An 18,370-nucleotide genomic window follows, 5' to 3' on the forward strand; every position below is an offset into this window, starting at 1 on the left:
CGCGGACGTCGGGGTCAAGGCGACCACCGAGATCGTCGCGCGGCTGCGCGAGCAGGTGCGCGTGCTGGGCACCCGCACCCCCGACCAGCTGCGCACGCTGCTGGCCGAGGAGCTCACCCACGCGCTTGACCCGTCGCTGGATCGTTCCCTGCACGCCGACCCGGCCAGCGGCAAGCCGGCCGTGATCCTGGTCGTCGGGGTCAACGGGGCGGGCAAGACCACGACATGCGGCAAGATTGCCCGGGTGCTGGTGGCCGACGGGCACAGCGTGGTCCTGGGCGCGGCCGACACGTTCCGTGCCGCCGCCGCCGAGCAGTTGACCACGTGGGCCGGGCGGGTCGGGGCGCAGGTCGTGCGCGGGCCCGAGGGCAGCGACCCGGCGGCCGTGGCGTTTGACGCGGTGAAGCAGGGTATTGACGCGGGCGTGGACACGGTATTGATCGACACGGCCGGGCGGCTGCAGAACAAGGTCGGGCTGATGGACGAGCTCGGCAAGATCAAGCGGGTGGTGGAAAAGCACGGCCCGGTGTCAGAGACGCTCTTGGTGCTCGACGCGACCGCCGGACAAAACGGGTTGTCGCAGGCCAAGGTGTTCACGGAGGTCGCCAACGTGACCGGCGTGGTGCTCACCAAATTGGACGGAACGGCCAAAGGCGGTATCGTCATCGCGGTGCAGCGCGAGTTCGGGATCCCGGTGAAGCTGATCGGTCTCGGAGAGGGTCCCGACGATCTGGCACCCTTCGACGTGACTGCATTCGTCAATGCTCTGCTAGGTGAGCAGTGACAGTGACCGAGATCCCACTGCGCGGCGGCAACGTCAGCACCGTCGTCAAGGTCGGCGAAACGGTCCGGCGCAACGCCGGCCCGTGGACGCCCACTGTGCACGCCCTGCTGCGCCACCTGGAGGCGGCAGGGTTCACCGGCTCGCCACGCGTGCTGGGCATGGATGAGCGCGGGCGGGAGGTCCTGTCGTTCGTGCCCGGCGAGTGCGGCGAATATCCGCTGGCGCCGCACTGGGTCACCGATGAGGCGCTGGTCACGGTCGCCACGATGCTGCGCATGTTCCACGACGCCCAGGCGGGTTTCCGGCCGCCGCCGGGCGCGGTCTGGCGCTCCTTCGGGCCGCCTCCGCCCGACGCGGAGGTCATCTGCCATCACGACGCCGCGCCGCACAACGTCATCTGGCGCCCGGACGGGACGCTCGCGATGATCGATTTTGATCTCGCTTCGCCGGGCACCAGGATCTATGACGTGGCCTATGCCGCCTGGACGTGGGTGCCCATCTTCAGCGACCGCGATTCCATCACGCTCGGCTGGCACCACCCCGACCGCCCGCGTCGACTGCGCCTGTTCGCCGATGCCTATGGCTTGATCCCGCGCGACCGGCACCGTCTGGTGAGGACGATCCGCAAGCGCATCGTGGACCACGTCGAGGGCATCCGGCGCCTGGCCAACGCGGGCGAGCCGGCGTTCGTGCGCATCGTCCAAAAAGGACATCTGCGCCGGCCGCTGCGGGATCTGCGGCTCATCGACTACGAGCGTTACACGTTCGAGCACGCGCTGCGCTAGATAGGAGTGCGGCGTGCCGCAGGGTGAAACGGCACGCCGCTGACTTCTAGACCGTCAAGGTCCAGGAGTCGAGCGTGCCGGCGATGCCATTGGCGCGGCGGTCGCGGACGCGCACGATCCAGGTGCCGTTGGCGACCTCGCTGCCGAGGTTCGCCGTGTGGGTGGCGTGCAGGTCGTCTCCGGTGTCGTTGCTGCGCCGCTTGAGCTGATAGAGCGTCCCGTCCGGGCCTGCAGCTGGATCGCCAGGTCACCACGGTTCACGTGCAGGATGTGCACCTCGACGGTCGACGTCCCCGACGCGTTGCCCGTGCAGCCGGAGATGGTGATGCTGCTGGTCACCCACGTGTCAGTGTCGGGGATGGACACGCTGGTGCCGTTGGTGCCCGGCAGGCAGGTGGGAGGCGGGGCCGCGCCCACGAACAGCAAGCGGTTGGGCGAGCCGGTGCCCGGCTTGACGACCTTGCTCGGGGTCGAACTGTCGACCAGCGCGGAAGTCACCTGCGCAGGGGTGAAGGCGGGGTTGTCGCCCCGCACGAGCGCTGCGGCGCCCGCCACATGCGGTGACGCCATCGATGTGCCGCTGATGGTGTTGGTGGCCGTGTCGTTGGTGATCCACGCGGAGGTGATGCTCACCCCGGGCGCGAAAATGTCCAGGCACGTACCGAAGTTGGAGAACGATGCCCGGGCGTCGCTGATGTCGGTCGCACCGACGGTCACGGCGTTGGGCGTGCGCGCCGGCGTGAAGCTGCACGCATCCGACGCGGAGCTGCCGGCGGCGAGCACGAACGAGACGCCGCCCGCGATGGCGTTGCCGACCGCGGTCTCCAGCGCGGAGTTGGTGCCCGCAGCACCGAGGCTCATGTTGGCCACCGCTGGTTTGACGGCGTTCGCCGCGACCCAGTTAACACCATCGATAACCTGTTGGAAGGTACCGCTTCCGGCGCAGTTGAGCACGCGGACGGCCACGAGCCGGGCCGACTTGGCGACCCCGTTGGCCGTCCCGCCCGCTGTGCCGGCCACGTGCGTGCCGTGCCCGTTGCAGTCGTCGGCCACCGCGTCGCCGTCGATGAAGTCGAACCCGTGGCTGGCCCGCCCGCCGAAGTCGGCGTGCGTGATGCGGATGCCGGTGTCGATCACATAGATGCGCACGCCGGTCCCGGCCGTGTCGGGGTAGGTGTACGACTGGTCCAGCGGGAGATTGCGCTGGACTGAGCGATCTTGGGGCGGGAGGTCCCAAGATCGGGAGGGAAGACGGCGCCCTCTGGGTGGCCCCGCCCCGCGACTTGCTTTAGCAGGAGCAAGGCAACTCAGTGCGGATTTGTTCACACGTACGAAACAGATCGTGACGTGCCTGAAACTGTGCAGGACCCCTGCGTGAAACAGGACGGCGTCAAGCTGCTCCCTCAACAAACCAGCAGCGCAGCTGGACTTCTCCGCAAAACAAGTCCGTGAAAAAAGTTCGTGAACAAAGGAGGGCAGCGTGCTGCTCGCTCAAGAGTTGACGATCGACACCGGGAATACCACCTGGTTGCTCGTGTCGTCCGCGCTCGTGCTGCTAATGACGCCAGGTCTGGCCTTCTTCTATGGTGGCCTGAACCGGTCAAAGAGCGTGCTCAACATGATGATGATGAGCTTCGTGACGATCGGGCTCATCTCCGTGTTGTGGGTGCTCTATGGCTTCTCACTAGCCTTTGGCGCGAACGACAACGAATCGCTCAACCAGTTCATCGGCAGCTTCAGCCAGTACGCCGGTTCGAAGATCGACCCGGCCGCGTTCTGGATGGCCGGCGGGGCGTCGACCGGCATCCCGGTCTATGTGTTCATGGCGTTCCAGATGATGTTCGCGATCATCACCACGGCACTGATCAGCGGCGCCATCTCGGATCGGGCGAAGTTCGCGGGCTGGTTGGTGTTCGCGTTCGGCTGGTTCACCCTCGTGTACCTCCCCGTCGCGCACATGGTCTGGGGCGGCGGCCTGATCGGCCTCGACATCAAGGCGCTCGACTTCGCCGGTGGGACGGCGGTGCACATCAACGCCGGTGCGGCGGCGCTGGGTCTCGCGCTCGTGCTGGGCAGGCGCATCGGCTGGCCCAAGGACAAGATGAAGCCGCACAACGTGCCGTTCGTGCTGCTGGGTGCGGCCCTGCTGTGGTTCGGCTGGTTCGGGTTCAACGCCGGTTCCGAGTTGACCGTGGACTCGACCACCGCGATCGCGTTCGTCAACACGCAAGTGGCCACGGCCGCGGCGGTGCTCGGCTGGATCATCATCGAGTGGATCCGCGATGGCAAGCCGACGCTGGTCGGCGCGTCGTCCGGTGCGGTCGCCGGTCTGGTGGCCATCACGCCCGCCTGTGGTTTCGTCGAGCCGATGCCCGCAACGCTGATCGGTCTCGTGGCCGGTGCCATCTGCGCGCTCGCGGTCAGCCTGAAGTACAAGCTGGGCTACGACGACTCGCTGGACGTCGTCGGGGTGCACTTCGTCGGCGGCTGGATCGGCTCGCTCGCGATCGGTCTGTTCGCGACCGACGCGGTCAACTCGTGGATCACCAACCCGGACATCCTCGGCGCCAGCAACGGCCTGTTCTATGGTGGCGGCGTGGAGCAGCTGGGCCGGCAGGCGTTGGGTAGCGGCATCGTGTCGATCTACTCGTTCGCGATCGCCGCCGCACTGGCGTGGATTATCAACAAGACCATCGGCTTCCGCGCTTCCGAGTCCGCCGAGATCGACGGCATCGACGTTGCCGAGCACGCCGAGAGCGCCTATGATCTGTCGCCTTCGGGCGGCGGCACGGGTGCCGGCGCCTTCGCCATGGCCGGGATCGCCCCGACCGCCAAGGCGGAGACACCGTCCAAGGAAGACACGGCACCGGCAAAGGTCAGCGGTTAGAGTCGAGCGGATGGAGGGGCTTTCCATGAAGTTGGTAACTGCGGTGATCAAGCCGTATCAATTGGATGCGGTCAAGGAAGCCCTGCACGCCATGGGCGTTGCCGGGATGACGGTCAGCGAGGTTCAGGGTTACGGGCGGCAGAAGGGTCACACCGAGGTGTACCGCGGAGCCGAGTACACGGTGGAGTTCCTGCCCAAGATCCGGATCGAGGTCGTGACCGACGAGCTCGACGTGGAGAAGGTGGTTGATTCCATCGTCACCGCCGCGCGCACTGGCAAGATCGGCGACGGCAAGGTGTGGGTCACCGAGGTTTCCGAGGTGGTCCGGGTGCGGACCGGCGAGCGCGGACTTGACGCTCTCTGATCGCTTGGCAATCGGGGCGGCGGCACGGCATGACCGGGCCGCCGCCTTCGACGCGTGGCTGGGCGGGATGCTTCCCGACCGGCGAGGGCTGGCGCTCGTCGCCGTCGGCGGGCTGGGGCGGCGGGAGTGCTCACCGCACGGTGACCTGGACCTGATCCTCCTGCATGCGGGGCTGCCCGGGGTCGACGAGGTGGCGAGCTCCCTCTGGTACCCGATATGGGATAAAAAGATTGGTCTGGATCACTCGACCCGGACCATCGCCGAGTCGCTGGACGCCGCGCACGACGACATCAAGGTGGCGATGGGTCTGCTGGACGCGCGCCACATCGCGGGCGACCGGGCGCTGTCGGAACAGTTGGCGCGCAAGGGGATCGACCTGTGGCGGCGGACCGCGGCGCGGCAGCTCGGGCTGCTGCGCGAGCTGTGCGAGGAGCGGCACCGGGTGCACGGCGAACTCGCATACCTGCTCGAAGGCGACCTGAAGGAGGCGGCGGGCGGCCTGCGCGACGTGAGCGTGCTGCGCGCGATCGGGGTCGCGGGGATCGCCGACGCGCTTCCGCCGCCGGTCAGGGCGGCTGCATCGAGGCTGCTCGATGTGCGCGACGCGTTGCATCTGGCGGTCGGGCGGCGCTCGGATCGCCTGCGGGCGCAGGAGCGTGAAGCGGTGGCGCTCGCGTTAGGACTGTCCGATGGGGACGTTCTGCTGCGCCGGATCGGTTTGGACGCGAGGACCGTGGCGTGGACGCTGGCGGACTGCTGGCGAGCCGTGCAGCGGTGGCGGTCGCGGTTGCGGGGCGGGGTCGCCACGCACGTGCGGCGTCCCGTGGCGCGCGACGTGGTCTCCCTCGATGGCGAAATTGTCTTGGCGCGCACGGCGATCGGGCCCCGCCCGGATCCATCGCTATCGCTTCGCGTCGCTGCGGCCGCGGCTCAGGCGCAGATGCCGATCGCCCGCGCGACGCTTGAGTGGCTGAAAAGATTTGAGACCCATTTGGAGGTACCGTGGCCGGCCCCCGCCCGGCAGGCCTTCCTCGCGCTGTTGGGCGCCGGGCCCGGGCTCGTGCCGACGTGGGAGGCGTGCGACCGGTTCGGCCTGACGGGGCAGTGGCTGCCGCAGTGGACGCGGGTGCGCGGCACGCCGCAGCACCATCCGGTGCACCAGTACACATTGGACAGACACCTGGTGCAGGCGGCCGCCAACGCGTCCCGCTGGGCGCGGGAGGTGGCGCGGCCCGATCTGCTCGTGCTCGGTGCGCTGCTGCACGACATCGGCAAGGGCCTGCCCGGCGACCACAGTGTGGTCGGCGCGCCGATTGCGGCGTCGATCGCGCGTGACATCGGGCTACCCGACGACGATGTGCGGATCATCGAGGACGTGGTGCTGCACCATCTGCTCCTGCCCGACATCGCGACCCGGCGGGACCTCGACGACCCGGCCGTGATCGCGGATGTCGCCGATCGGGTGAAGGACGTCACCACGCTCGAAATCCTGCACATGCTCGCGCGCGCCGACGCGGCGGCGACCGGCCCGGCGGCGTGGTCGTCGTGGAAGGGCCGGCTCATCGACACGCTCGTGTTGCGGGTGCTCTCGCTGCTCGGTGGCGACCACTTCGCGTTCAAGGCGGACCCGTCGCCCGCGCTCGCGGCCGGGGCGATGCCCGTGATCCAGGTGGCCGACGATTGGGTGGCGATCGCGGCTCCCGACCGGGTGGGGTTGCTCGCGGCCGTTGCGGGCTGTCTGGGTACCCACAAATTGGAAATAGCCGCCGTCAACAGCGTGACGTTAGGGGAGCGGGCCATCATCGAGTGCGCGGTTTCGTCGCGCTTCGGTGCGCCCCTGGATCGCGAGCGCGTGGCCGCCGACCTGAGGCGGGTGGCGCTGGACCAGTTCGTCCTGCCGGCGAGGTTCGGGCTGTCGAGCCCGTCACGCAAGCAGCCGCCCAAGGTGATCTGGATCGAGCCCGATCTGCTGGAGCTGCGGGCGTCCGATGCTCCGGGGCTGCTGTACCGCGTGACCTCGGCGCTGTCACGGCTGGGCGTCGGGGTGCGCGCGGCGCGGGTCTCGACTCTGGGCGCGGACGCGGTCGATGCGTTCTATCTCACGGGATCTTTCGACCCGGAAGCGGTCGAGACGGCCGTGCTGAGCGCGGCCAGCTAACCTTGTGCCTGTGTTCGACACCTTGAGCGACCGGCTGTCCGGCATTTTCACCAAGCTCCGTGGCAAGGGGCGCCTCTCCGACGCCGACATCGACGCCACGGCGCGCGAGATAAGGCTCGCGCTGCTGGAGGCCGACGTCGCGCTGCCCGTGGTCAAGGCGTTCATCCACCGCTTGAAGGAGCGGGCGCGGGGCGTCGAGGTGTCGCAGGCGCTCAACCCGGCGCAGCAGGTCATCAAGATCGTGCACGAGGAGCTGATCGGGGTCCTCGGTGGCGAGGCGCGCCGGCTCAACTTCGCCAAGACCCCGCCCACGGTGATCATGCTGGCCGGTCTGCAGGGTTCCGGCAAGACGACGCTGGCGGGCAAGCTGGCCAAGTGGCTGCGGGGCCAGGGCAACCAACCGCTGCTCGTGGCCGCCGACCTGCAGCGGCCCAACGCGGTCAACCAGCTTCAGGTGCTCGGCCAGCGGGCCGGCGTCGAGGTGTTCGCGCCGGAGCCCGGCAACGGGGTCGGCGACCCGGTCGCGGTCGCGAAGGAGTCGATCGACCACGCCAAGCGGCAGATGCGCGACATCGTGATCATCGACACGGCGGGCCGGCTCGGCATCGACGCCGAGATGATGGCCCAGGCGGCCAACATTCGCGACGCGGTCTCCCCCGACGAGATCATCTTCGTGATCGACGCGATGGTCGGCCAGGACGCCGTGGCCACGGCCGAGGCGTTCCGCGACGGCGTGGGCATCACGGGCGTCGTGCTGTCCAAACTCGACGGTGATGCGCGCGGTGGCGCTGCGCTGTCCGTGCGCGAGGTCACGGGCGAGCCCATCCTGTTCGCGTCCACGGGTGAAAAGCTCGAAGACTTCGACGTGTTCCACCCGGACCGGATGGCCAGCCGCATCCTGGGCATGGGCGACGTGCTCACGCTGATCGAGCAGGCCGAGGCCGCGTTCGACGCCGATCAGAAGGAGAAGATGGCCCAGAAGCTGCTCGGCGGCGAGCAGTTCACCCTGGAGGACTTCCTCGACCAGCTGGTCGCCGTCCGCCGGATGGGCCCGATCGCCAACGTGCTCGGCATGATGCCCGGCATGTCGCAGATGAAGGACCAGCTCTCCCAGATCGACGACAAGCACTTCGACAAGGTCACGGCCATCATCCGGTCCATGACCCCGGCCGAGCGCACGACGCCCAAAATCATCAACGGCTCGCGCCGGGCCCGCATCGCCCGCGGCTCCGGCGTCACCGTCATGGACGTCAACCAGCTGCTCAACTGGTTCGGCCAGGCGCAGAAGATGATGAAGCAGATGGGCGGCATGATGGGCCTGCCCGGCGCGCGGCGCAAGGCCACGAAGTCCCCGAAGAACAAGCGCAAGGGCACCAAGGGCGGCTCCGGCGGCCCGCGCCCGTTCGCGGGCGGCGGCGTGCCGCAACTGCCGCAGGCGCCGCCGCAGGGGTTCGACCCGGGCGCCTTCAAGGCACCGAAGCTCGACTTCGGCAAGCTCACGCGGAAGAAAGACGACGACAGGTGAGGTCCGCCAGGAGCCTGGCGGCCGCGGTCCGACGCTGGCCATCGAGCCGATGATCACGCTGGAATCAAGCTCTCCTCCATGACGAACCGTCCACATCGAGGCATCTCGGTCGCGAGTGCCGGTTCCCGCGCCGTGCCTGCCGGGGCACCCACAGGGGCCTGGCCGAAATCCTCGTGCGGCCGGCTTGGGGACGGCCGTCACCGGAGCTGACGCAGGATCGTCTCGTCAGTGATCTTTTGGTCGTCGGCGAGCAGGAATGCCTTGGACAGGATCAGCGAAAGCATCGCGTCTTCAGCGAACGGCAGATGCACCGAGCCGCTCCGGTCGCGGGCGGCGACTATGCACAGATAGGCGTCGTTGGGCTCCATGAGGATGTTGCCCGAGCCGAGATGGATTTTGTATGTCCGCAAGGCCCCGCGCACCACGACGAACCTGTCGGTGAGGCTCACCCGGCCGGCGATCTTGGTGCGGGGCAGCAGCCGGGCCAGGGCGTCGCGGCGCACCTCGGCCGACGGCAGAAGGTCACCGAAGCCGGTCCGCTGCCAGTAGTCGTGGAACCGCTCCTCGCCCCGGTCTGTCCACTGTGGATCAGCAGCGATCGAGGTCACGCCCACGGCGGCCAGCCCATATTCGACCCGTGCGGTCTCCTCCACGGTGAGTGGTGGGATCAGGTCGGTCCAGAACTCGGTCACGCGGGCATGATGGCACCGGCCACCGACAATTCACCGTCTCGCTGGACACGGCTAGTCTGCGGGGGTGGCGTTGCATGTGCGGGGAGTGCTGCTTCCCGACGACGAAACCCGCGACCTGTGGCTGGTGGGCGACGAAGTCACGACGGAGCCCGTGCCGGGTGCGCAGACCATTGTGAGCGGTGGGTTCATCCTGCCGGGGCTGGTCGATGCGCACTGCCACATCGGGATCGCGCCCGGCGGTGCGCCTGTGACAGGCATCGAGCAGGCCCGGGAGCTCGCGCTGATCGATCGCGACGCGGGGGTGCTGGCCATCCGGGACGCTGGCTCGCCTTTCCCCTATCCGGAGCTGGACGACGATCCGGAGCTGCCGCGGCTGGCCCGTGCCGGGCAGCATGTCGCGCCGGTGCGGCGATATCTGCCCGAGATCGGCGTGGAGGTTGCGGCCAGCGAGGTCGAGGCGGAGGTCAAGCGGCAGGCCAAGCGGGGCAACGGCTGGGTGAAGCTGGTCGGCGACTGGATCGATCGCGAGCGGGGTGATCTCGCGCCCGCGTGGGACGAAGGCACCCTAAGAACGGCCGTCCGCGCCGCGCATGGGGCGGGAGCGCGGATCACCGCGCACTGCTTCGAGGAGTCCAGCGTGGCCACGCTGGTGCGGGCGGGCATCGACTGTGTCGAACACGGCACCGGGCTGTCGCTCGAAATCGTGGAGTTGATGGCGCAGCGCGGGACGGCTCTCGTACCAACCATGATAAATATCGAAACATTCGATAGGATCGCCGACCGGGCGGCCGGGAAATTTCCCTTATACGCCAAGCACATGCGGCAACTGAAGCGGACCTTCCCCACCATCGTGAAGGCCGCCTATGAGGCGGGGGTCCCGGTCTACGTGGGATCCGATGCGGGCGGTGGCGTCGCGCACGGTCAGGCCGCACAGGAGATGCTGCGCCTGCACGCCGCCGGGATGTCAATCATGGACGTGCTGGCGGCCGGGTCGTGGAAGGCCCGCGACTGGCTCGGCTTCACGACCGGCGCCGACTTCACGGTCTATGACGCCGACCCTAGAGATGATCTCCGCGTGTTGCACCGCCCGAAGCTGATCATCTTGCGAGGTAGGCCCATAACACCAGGGCGATGACGAAGCCGGCGAGGGCGAGCCGTTTGAGAACCCGCCGACGGGCGCGGCGGCGGATCATGTGGGGCGGCGGGAGCAGCGGGCCCGGCGGGCGCGAGGGGAGGCCACGCGGACCCGGATGCCGACCGCCGGCCCGGCTGCGACCGAGGCGAGGCGTCCGCGGCCTATGCAATCTAGCCATGCATAAGACACGCGTGACCGGGTCTGTAGGATTTGCGGTCATGGCTCGCGTGCTCACTCCCCGTGCGGAGGACTTTCCCCGCTGGTACCAAGACTTGATCGCCAAGGCCGAGCTGGCCGACAACGGCCCGGTGCGCGGCACCATGGTCATCCGACCGACGGCATATGCGATCTGGGAACGCATGCAGGCCGACATGGACGCGCGGATCAAGGCGTGCGGCGCGGAGAACGCCTACTTCCCCCTGTTCATCCCGGAGAGCTACCTCAAGCGCGAGGCCGAGCATGTGGAGGGCTTCTCGCCCGAGCTCGCGGTGGTCACCCACGGCGGCGGCAAGCAGCTGGCCGAGCCGGTGGTCGTGCGGCCCACGTCCGAGACGGTCATCGGCGAGTTCATGGCCAAATGGATCGACTCCTATCGTGACCTGCCGCTGCTGCTCAACCAGTGGGCCAACGTCGTGCGGTGGGAAATGCGCCCGCGGGTGTTCCTGCGCACGAGTGAGTTCCTGTGGCAGGAGGGGCACACCGCGCATGCGACCTTCGAGGACGCCAAGGCGTACACATTGAAAATCCATCACGAAGCCTATGAGCGGCACATGCGTGACCTCCTCGCGATCCCGGTCGTCGTCGGCCGCAAGACCGATCGCGAGCGCTTCGCGGGCGCGACAAGCACCTACACCCTCGAAGCGATGACCGGCGACGGCAAGGCCCTGCAGATGGGCACGTCGCACGAGCTCGGCCAAAACTTCGCCCGCGCCTTCGACATCTACTACTCGGCCCAGGACGGCTCGCGCGAACTGGCCTGGACCACCTCCTGGGGCACATCGACGCGCATGCTCGGCGGTCTGATCATGTGCCACGGCGACGACAACGGGCTGCGCCTGCCGCCGCTGCTCGCGCCCACCCAGGTCCTGGTGACGGTGGTCAAGGACGGTGTGCAGACGCAGGCGCGGGCGCTGGTGGACGATCTCGCGGCCGCCGGTGTGCGGGTCAAGCTGGACGAGCGGGTGGATGTGCCGTTCGGCCGGCGCGCGGTCGACGCCGAGCTCAAGGGCGTCCCGGTGCGGGTCGAGGTCGGCCCGCGCGACATCGCCGCGGGCAACGTCACGCTCGTCCGCCGCATCGACGGATCCAAAACCCCGGTCCCGCTGGGCGAGGCGGTCGGCGCGATGACGGCCGCGCTCGAGGCCGACCAGAAGGCGCTCTACGACGAGGCGCTGGCCCGGCGTGAGGCCGGCACGGTCGACGTCAAGACGCTCGACGAGGCGATCGAGGCGGCGATCCGGGGATGGGCCCGGGTCCCGTGGGCGGCGGTCGGCGTGGAGGGCGAGGCCAAGGCCAATGAGAAGGCGGTTTCGGTGCGCTGCCTCTACCGCCCGGACGGGTCGGCGCCCGCCTCGCAGGATGAGCCGGAGCTCACCGCCATCCTGGCAAGGTCGTACTAGGGCGCATCTGGCATAATTGCCGATTGGTATTCGGTTAACGTCCGCTGCCCTCTAACTTCGGGCGTTTACTGTGTCCAGAGCGTCCCATCGCCTCGCAACCCCACGCGGACGCGAGGGATGCTCAACTCAATCGCAACAGGAGCGAAAAGACAGTGGCCGTTCGTATCCGGCTTCTGCGGATGGGCAAGATCCGCAACCCGCAATACAGGATCGTCGTCGCCGACTCGCGCACCAAGCGCGACGGCAAGGCGATCGAGTTCATCGGCATCTATCACCCCAAGGAGGAGCCCTCGCGCATCGAGGTCAAGTCCGACCGGGTGCAGTACTGGCTGGGCGTCGGCGCGCAGGCGAGCGAGCCGGTGATCGCCATCCTCTCCAAGACCGGCGACTGGCAGAAGTTCAAGGGTCTGCCCGCGCCGAGCGAGCCGCTGAAGGTGGCCCCGGCCAAGGCCGACCGCACGGCCGTCTACGAGGCCGCCGCGCAGGCTGCGGCGGGCCTGGAGGCGCCGTCCAAGCCGGCAACCAAGAAGGCCGAAAAGGCTGAGAAGAAGACCGAAGCCAAGGCCGAGGTCCCCGCAGAGGAGACTGTCGTTGCGCCAGCAAGCGACGAGCAGCAGGGCTGACAGCGCGCTTCGACCGGCGCTGGAGCATCTGGTCAAGGGCATCGTGGACCACCCGGACGATGTCCGGGTGCGTCTCATCGACAACCGCCGTGGCGCCCGGCTGGAGGTCCGGGTGCATCCCGAAGACCTGGGCACGGTCATCGGCCGCGGCGGGCGCACGGCTCGGGCACTGCGCCAGGTGATCGGCTCGGTGGGGGGCAAGGGCATTCGCGTCGACATCGTCGACTCGTTCTAGACCATGCTGCTTACCGTCGGTCAGATCGTCCGCCCGCACGGCATCCGCGGCGAGGTCATCGTCGAGGTGCGCACGGACGAGCCTGAACTGCGCTTTCGCGAGGGGTCGGTGGTTGTCGCCGGCCCCTCACGACTTACCGTGACTTCCGCGCGCCCGCATCTGGGTCGCTTGATCGTCACGTTCGCGGAGATTCCCGATCGCGATGCCGCCGAGGCCGCGCGGGGCCTCGAACTCGAGGTGGACTCCGAGGCCATCGAGCCGCCGTCCGACCCGGACGAATTCCACGATCACCAGCTGGTGGGATTGACGGTCATCACCGTGGGGGGCGAGCTGGTCGGCCGGGTGGCCCGCGTCGAGCATGCTCCTGCTTCAGATCTTTTGTTGGTACGGAACGAGGCCGGCAAGATCCATTACGTACCGTTTGTGCGATCGATCGTGCCCACGGTGGATCTCCCCGCGCAGAAGGTGGTCATCGATCCGCCCGGCGGGTTGTTGGAATTGTGATGATGCGGGTCGATATCGTCTCGGTCTTCCCGGAATACTTCGCCCCGCTGGACCTCTCGCTCATCGGCAAGGCGCGCTCGTCCGGCGTACTTTCGATCAACGTGCACGACCTGCGCGACTGGACCCACGACGTGCACCGGACCGTCGATGACACGCCCTATGGCGGGGGTCCCGGGATGGTCATGCGCCCCGGGCCTTGGGGAGACGCTCTCGACCAGTTGGGCGGCACGCTGATCGTGCCGTCGCCGGCGGGGGTCCCGTTCACCCAGAAGATGGCGCATTCGCTTGCGGCGGAAGCACATCTGACGTTCGCCTGCGGGCGTTACGAGGGCATCGATCAGCGCGTGGTGGAGGAGTTCGGCGGGCTGGAAGTCTCGCTCGGCGACTACGTGCTCTTCGGCGGCGAGGTGGCGGTGCTCGTGATGCTGGAGGCGATCACGCGCCTGCTGCCGGGCGTGCTGGGCAACGCCGATTCGCTGGCCGACGAGTCGCACGCCCACGGGCTGCTCGAAGCCCCCATGTACACGAAGCCCTTCGAATGGCGCGGGCACACCGTCCCAGACGTGCTGGTGTCCGGCCACCACGGCAAGATCGCGCGCTGGCGGCGGGACCAGTCGCTGCTGCGCACCGCCGCCCGGCGGCCCGACCTGCTGGCCGCACTTGACCCGGCGACCCTGGACAAACGTGACATTGCTCTACTGCGGGAGGCCGGGTTACCGGTCCCGGGTGAGGGTGTGGCAGAGTGGTGAGGTTGCCGTCAGGGCCTCCCCTGACGAGGACTCAGTCTTCAGCTCGGCGCTGAGTCAGTAATGCCCACACCCGTCAAAAGGACGAGAATTATGAACACGCTGGACGTTGTCGACGCCGCCTCCATCCGGGTCGACGTCCCCAGGTTCCGTGCCGGCGACACCGTGAAGGTGCACGCCCGGGTCGTCGAGGGAAACCGGTCCCGGATCCAGATCTTCCAGGGCGTGGTGATCCGCCGCCAGGGCGCGGGGCTGCGCGAGACCTTCACGGTCCGCAAGCTCAGCTTCGGCGTCGGCGTCGAGCGCACCTACCCGGTCAACAGCCCCGCGATCGACCGGATCGAGGTCGTGACCCGCGGTGACGTGCGCCGGGCCAAGCTCTACTACCTCCGCGATCTGCGCGGCAAGAAGGCGAAGATCAAGGAGCTGCGCGACACCAAGGTCGCCACTCCGGCCGAGGCGTAACAATCCTTGCTTCTGCTAAGGCAAGTCGCGCGCGGTCCCGCCCGTTAGCCGCTGCCTTTCCTTGCGAGCTTGAAGCAAAGACCGGCTTTTCCGGGTCGCGGTGTGGCGGCCGAAGGCCGACATATCCGGGCCGGAATCGCCGGAGCGCCTTCAAGATCGCGGCGGGAAAGCAGCGGCAGTGCACCGCGTACCAACCCGTATTCAAAAAATGGGCACCCGACGGGTGCCCATTTTTTGTGCCGCGTTCTACGCTGTCCGCCGACCTCATTCATTCACGGGACTCTCTCACACTCACACATGGGGCGGACACAGTGGCACTCATGCCGACCAATGACACCTTCAGCGGGGAGCAGTGGCCGAGGCGGGAGCGGCGGCCCAGGAAGCGCAAGGGGATGCCCCTGTGGCAGGAGCTTCCCCTGTTGCTGGTGGTGGCGTTCTGCCTGGCGGTTCTGATCCGGACGTTTCTGATGCAGGCGTTTTACATCCCGTCCGGGTCGATGGAGGACACGCTGGCGGTGGGCGACCGGGTGCTCGTCAACAAGGTGATCTATGAGTTCCGCGCGCCGGAGCGCGGCGAGGTCATCGTGTTCAAGGGCCCGGAGAGCTGGACGGCGGTCGAAAACCGGGTCGACCCCGACGCCGGGTTCTTCTCCAAGCTGGGGCGCACGGTCGGTGACCTGGTGGGCATCTCCCAGCCGGGGGAGAAGGACTACATCAAGCGCGTCATCGGGGTTCCGGGCGACGAGGTGTCCTGTTGCGACAGTGAAGGGCGCATCTATGTTAATGGTGTACCGGTCGCGGAGCCCTATGTGACGAGGGATTCCGTGCGCGGACAGCCGACCGCCAAGTCGTGCAGTGTGCGCGATTTCACACCGGTCAAAGTGGACCCTGGGATGCTGTTCGTGCTCGGCGACCATCGACGGGTGTCGCAGGACTCGCGGTGCCAGGGTCAGGTACCCATCGAAAATGTCATCGGCAAGGCCATGGTGATCGCGACGCCCTTCTCTCGCTGGGGATCGCTGGCCCAGCAGGACGTGTTCGACGGCGTCGGCGCCGCGGCCGCTGTGATCATGGTGCGATCAGTCACCCGGCGCGCGAAAAGACACACGCCCGGTGATCGGCGTTCTCAGGTTCGCCACGTAAGCTCCGTGCGTGATTGACGAGCAGACCAAGAGCAGCAAGGGTTCGTTCTGGAAGGAACTGCCGATCCTGTTGGGTGTCGCCATTCTGGTGGCGTTCCTGGTCAGGCAGTTCGTCGTCCAGACCTTCTTCATCCCGTCCGGGTCAATGGAGCATACGCTGGATCTGGATGATCGTGTGCTCGTCAACAAACTGGTCTATGACTTCAGGTCACCCGGGCGGGGGGAAATCATCGTCTTCGAGGCCCCCGAGTCTTGGCGCAACAAGCCCGAGCACGAGGACTACATCAAGCGGGTCATCGGCATCTCCGGCGACCGGATCGTGTGCTGCGACCCGCAGGGGCGCATCCAGATCAACGGGCACCCGCTCGACGAGCCCTACATCTACCCCGGCAACAAGCCGTCGGTGCACGAGTTCGATGTGGAGGTGCCGCAGGGTCGGCTGTGGGTGATGGGTGATCATCGACAATCGTCGGGCGACTCGTTGCAGAATTACATGGGCAGCAACGGCGACATCCAACAGGCGACCATCGCGGAGGAGGCCGTCATCGGGCGGGCGTTCGTGCTGTTCTGGCCGTTCGGGCGGGCCACCTGGCTGTCCGTGCCCGACACCTTCGAGAGCGTCCCGGCCCCCGCGGGAGCGGGCTGAGCCTAATAGGCTCTGGGGTGTGGAGCCCACAGCCCGGCGCGCCGCCCGTGTCGTCCTGGTGGACGCGCGAGATCGAGTGCTGCTGTTCCTCGGCGGCGACCCGGCCGAGCCCGGACAGCCGTACTGGTTCACCCCGGGCGGCGGGCTCGATCCGGGCGAGACCCCGGCCGAGGGGGCGGCCCGTGAGCTGCTCGAAGAGACCGGGCTGAGGATTTCACCGGCCGGGTTGGGTGAGCCTGTGCACTCGGAGATCGCCTGCTTCTCCTACGCTGGCGTGCAGTACCGGCAGGAACAGGAGTTCTTTCTGGTGCGCGTGCCCGCGTGGGAGGTCGACATGTCCGGGATCGATGAGGCCGAGGTGGTTGACCTCGTCGGTCACCGATGGTGGACGGTGCCCGAGCTGCTGCGCACCGAGGAGCTCTACTTTCCACGCGACCTCGTTGAGCTGTTGAAGAGATTGGGGATCCCGGCTTGTTGACTCCGACCCGGCCAGTCGTCCGTCGTGAGGGTGGGCTTTACGCGCTTGAGCGGGCCCTGCGCAGGCGGGGGTTCGCCGTGGTCGCGGGGGCCGATGAGGCGGGGCGCGGGGCTTGCGCCGGTCCGTTGGTCGCGGCCGCGGCGGTGCTACCGGAGCGGGGCGAGATCGAGGGCCTCACGGATTCGAAGCTGCTCACCGAGAAGGCGCGGGAGCGGATCTACGAGGAAGTGGTGGCGTGCGCGCTCACCTGGTCGGTGGTGATCATCTCGCCGGCGCAGATTGACGCGCGCGGGCTGCATGTGGGCAATGTGCAGGCGATGCGGCGGGCTTTGGCCCAGTTGACGCCCGGGCCGGCATATGTGTTGACGGATGGGTTCCCAGTCGACGGGGTCGGGGTGCCGGGGCTCGCGATCTGGAAGGGGGATCAGGTCGCGGCTTGCGTGGCGGCGGCGAGCGTGGTGGCGAAGGTTACCCGGGATCGGATCATGACCGAGCTGGACGCGGTTTACCCTCAGTACGGGTTCGCCGAGCACAAGGGTTACAGCACGCCGGAGCACGCGGCCGCGCTGAAGGAGCACGGGCCGAGTCCTATTCATCGACATTCATACAAGAATGTGGCGGCGACGTGGCTAACCGCGCGTGACGGGGGCGGGCGCGGTACGGTTTCTGAGATTGACCCGCCATCGTTCGGGGCGCAGGAGGACGAGCTGGAATGAGCGCTGAGGATCTCGAGAAGTACGAAACCGACATGGAGCTGCAGCTCTATCGGGAGTACCGCGATATCGTGCGCCAGTTCTCCTATGTGGTGGAAACGGAGCGCCGGTTCTACCTTGCCAACCAGGTCGACTTGCATGTGCGCAACTCGGACGGCGAGGTCTACTTCGAGGTGGAGATGCATGACGCCTGGGTGTGGGACATGTATCGTCCAGCGCGTTTCGTCAAGAACGTGCGCGTCATGACGTTCAAAGATGTCAATGTCGAGGAGCTCGAAAAACCAGACATCTCCCTGCCCACCGAGGCTGGCTTCTAGCTATCCACAACCCCGGGTTTATCCACAATCTTCATCTGGTACCGGGTGCCGCCACACCCGCGGGCGACCAAGCTGCTTCCCATGCGAATCGCCGCCCTCGCCGGTCTCCTTGCCCTGCTGCTTCCACCCACCACCACGCCCGCGCCGCGCCTCCTCGCGCCCGGCTCGTCCTGGCAGTCGCCCATCCCGGGTGCCCCGGTCGTCCGCCCGTTCGACCCCCCGCCGCAGCCCTGGTTGCCCGGCCACCGCGGCGTCGACCTGGCCGCCCGCGAGTCCACCACCGTTCACGCCGCCGGCTCGGGTGACGTGGTCTTCGCGGGCTTCCTCGCCACCCGCTCGCTGATCAGCATCGCCCACCCCAACGGCACCCGCACCACCTACGAGCCCGTCCATCCCCTCGTCGCCGTCGGCGACCGCGTCGCCACCGGCGACCCCATCGGCCGTCTCCTGCCCGGCCACAACAACGCCCTCCACTGGGGCCTCAAGCACGGCGACAACTACCTCGACCCGCTCGCCCTCCTCACCTCCACCCGCGTCCGCCTCCTTCCCACC

The 18,370-nt window shown here is 67.8% G+C and carries 21 protein-coding genes and 1 pseudogene; 19 read left to right on the plus strand and 3 right to left on the minus strand.

Annotated features, from left to right (window positions below):
* Positions 1–784: signal recognition particle-docking protein FtsY (gene ftsY / locus DM816_RS29420; protein ID WP_117213643.1), on the plus strand; the 784-nt coding region annotated here is incomplete at its 5' end.
* The gene (locus DM816_RS29425; protein WP_117213644.1) at positions 781–1,569 is read left to right on the plus strand and encodes a phosphotransferase enzyme family protein; all 789 of its coding nucleotides are present in this window, start codon (positions 781–783) and stop codon (positions 1,567–1,569) included. The genes ftsY and DM816_RS29425, both read left to right, overlap by 4 nt.
* 46 nt (positions 1,570–1,615) lie before the next feature.
* Here DM816_RS29425 and DM816_RS44735 read toward each other — a convergent pair whose 3' ends face one another.
* Together DM816_RS44735 and DM816_RS44740 are read right to left on the minus strand one after the other, a co-directional pair.
* Complete coding sequence (locus tag DM816_RS44735) at positions 1,616–1,741, minus strand: proprotein convertase P-domain-containing protein (protein WP_246002405.1); 126 nt, start codon at positions 1,739–1,741, stop codon at positions 1,616–1,618.
* Positions 1,742–2,091: 350 nt separating this feature from the next.
* A pseudogene (locus DM816_RS44740) lies at positions 2,092–2,895 on the minus strand (S8 family peptidase); the annotation flags it as partial.
* Positions 2,896–3,127: 232 nt separating this feature from the next.
* Between DM816_RS44740 and DM816_RS29435 the strand changes: the two are divergent.
* From DM816_RS29435 to ffh, 4 genes are read left to right on the plus strand one after another with little or no spacing between them, the layout of a single operon-like run.
* A complete protein-coding gene (locus DM816_RS29435; RefSeq protein ID WP_425455287.1) occupies positions 3,128–4,456 on the plus strand; it encodes an ammonium transporter in 1,329 nt (442 codons plus the stop codon).
* 25 nt (positions 4,457–4,481) lie between these two features.
* Entirely contained in the window at positions 4,482–4,820 is a 339-nt protein-coding gene (locus tag DM816_RS29440; RefSeq protein WP_063825157.1) for a P-II family nitrogen regulator, read from the plus strand.
* A gap of 4 nt (positions 4,821–4,824) precedes the next feature.
* Complete coding sequence (locus DM816_RS29445; RefSeq protein ID WP_246002403.1) at positions 4,825–6,978, plus strand: [protein-PII] uridylyltransferase; 2,154 nt, start codon at positions 4,825–4,827, stop codon at positions 6,976–6,978.
* A 10-nt stretch (positions 6,979–6,988) separates the two neighbouring features.
* Positions 6,989–8,503 carry a signal recognition particle protein gene (gene ffh, locus DM816_RS29450; RefSeq protein ID WP_117213659.1) on the plus strand — a complete coding sequence of 505 codons (1,515 nt, stop codon included), beginning with the start codon at positions 6,989–6,991 and terminating at the stop codon, positions 8,501–8,503.
* 197 nt (positions 8,504–8,700) lie between these two features.
* Here ffh and DM816_RS29455 read toward each other — a convergent pair whose 3' ends face one another.
* The gene (locus DM816_RS29455) at positions 8,701–9,195 is read right to left on the minus strand and encodes a DUF7737 domain-containing protein (protein WP_117213646.1); all 495 of its coding nucleotides are present in this window, start codon (positions 9,193–9,195) and stop codon (positions 8,701–8,703) included.
* Positions 9,196–9,259: 64 nt separating this feature from the next.
* Between DM816_RS29455 and DM816_RS29460 the strand changes: the two genes are divergently transcribed.
* The 13 genes from DM816_RS29460 to DM816_RS29520 all read left to right on the plus strand — a co-directional run.
* A complete protein-coding gene (locus DM816_RS29460; protein ID WP_117213647.1) occupies positions 9,260–10,330 on the plus strand; it encodes an amidohydrolase family protein in 1,071 nt (356 codons plus the stop codon).
* A gap of 218 nt (positions 10,331–10,548) precedes the next feature.
* Positions 10,549–11,949 carry a proline--tRNA ligase gene (gene proS, locus DM816_RS29465; RefSeq protein ID WP_117213648.1) on the plus strand — a complete coding sequence of 467 codons (1,401 nt, stop codon included), beginning with the start codon at positions 10,549–10,551 and terminating at the stop codon, positions 11,947–11,949.
* A 152-nt stretch (positions 11,950–12,101) separates the two neighbouring features.
* Entirely contained in the window at positions 12,102–12,572 is a 471-nt protein-coding gene (gene rpsP / locus DM816_RS29470; protein WP_117213649.1) for a 30S ribosomal protein S16, read from the plus strand.
* Positions 12,541–12,807, plus strand: a complete 267-nt coding sequence (locus DM816_RS29475) for an RNA-binding protein (RefSeq protein ID WP_117213650.1) — start codon at positions 12,541–12,543, stop codon at positions 12,805–12,807. Before rpsP ends, DM816_RS29475 begins: the two co-directional genes overlap by 32 nt.
* A gap of 6 nt (positions 12,808–12,813) precedes the next feature.
* Complete coding sequence (rimM, locus tag DM816_RS29480; protein ID WP_170318888.1) at positions 12,814–13,311, plus strand: ribosome maturation factor RimM; 498 nt, start codon at positions 12,814–12,816, stop codon at positions 13,309–13,311.
* Between the two features lie 2 nt (positions 13,312–13,313).
* Positions 13,314–14,060, plus strand: a complete 747-nt coding sequence (gene trmD / locus DM816_RS29485) for a tRNA (guanosine(37)-N1)-methyltransferase TrmD (protein ID WP_117213660.1) — start codon at positions 13,314–13,316, stop codon at positions 14,058–14,060.
* A gap of 90 nt (positions 14,061–14,150) precedes the next feature.
* The gene (gene rplS, locus DM816_RS29490) at positions 14,151–14,522 is read left to right on the plus strand and encodes a 50S ribosomal protein L19 (RefSeq protein ID WP_117213652.1); all 372 of its coding nucleotides are present in this window, start codon (positions 14,151–14,153) and stop codon (positions 14,520–14,522) included.
* A gap of 320 nt (positions 14,523–14,842) precedes the next feature.
* Positions 14,843–15,682 (plus strand): signal peptidase I, encoded by an 840-nt coding sequence (gene lepB / locus DM816_RS29495; RefSeq protein WP_117213653.1) that lies wholly within the window; start codon positions 14,843–14,845, stop codon positions 15,680–15,682.
* The gene (gene lepB, locus DM816_RS29500; RefSeq protein WP_117213654.1) at positions 15,675–16,310 is read left to right on the plus strand and encodes a signal peptidase I; all 636 of its coding nucleotides are present in this window, start codon (positions 15,675–15,677) and stop codon (positions 16,308–16,310) included. Before lepB (DM816_RS29495) ends, lepB (DM816_RS29500) begins: the two co-directional genes overlap by 8 nt.
* Before the next feature lie 19 nt (positions 16,311–16,329).
* A complete protein-coding gene (locus tag DM816_RS29505; RefSeq protein ID WP_117213655.1) occupies positions 16,330–16,788 on the plus strand; it encodes an NUDIX hydrolase in 459 nt (152 codons plus the stop codon).
* The gene (locus DM816_RS29510; RefSeq protein WP_117213656.1) at positions 16,782–17,504 is read left to right on the plus strand and encodes a ribonuclease HII; all 723 of its coding nucleotides are present in this window, start codon (positions 16,782–16,784) and stop codon (positions 17,502–17,504) included. Before DM816_RS29505 ends, DM816_RS29510 begins: the two co-directional genes overlap by 7 nt.
* Entirely contained in the window at positions 17,501–17,818 is a 318-nt protein-coding gene (locus DM816_RS29515; RefSeq protein ID WP_117213657.1) for a DUF2469 domain-containing protein, read from the plus strand. The genes DM816_RS29510 and DM816_RS29515 overlap by 4 nt, the downstream gene beginning before the upstream one ends.
* Before the next feature lie 81 nt (positions 17,819–17,899).
* Positions 17,900–18,370: M23 family metallopeptidase (locus DM816_RS29520; protein ID WP_162907958.1), on the plus strand; the 471-nt coding region annotated here is incomplete at its 3' end.

It is taken from the genome of Allorhizocola rhizosphaerae, from assembly GCF_003426775.1.
GTDB lineage: Bacteria > Actinomycetota > Actinomycetes > Mycobacteriales > Micromonosporaceae > Allorhizocola > Allorhizocola rhizosphaerae.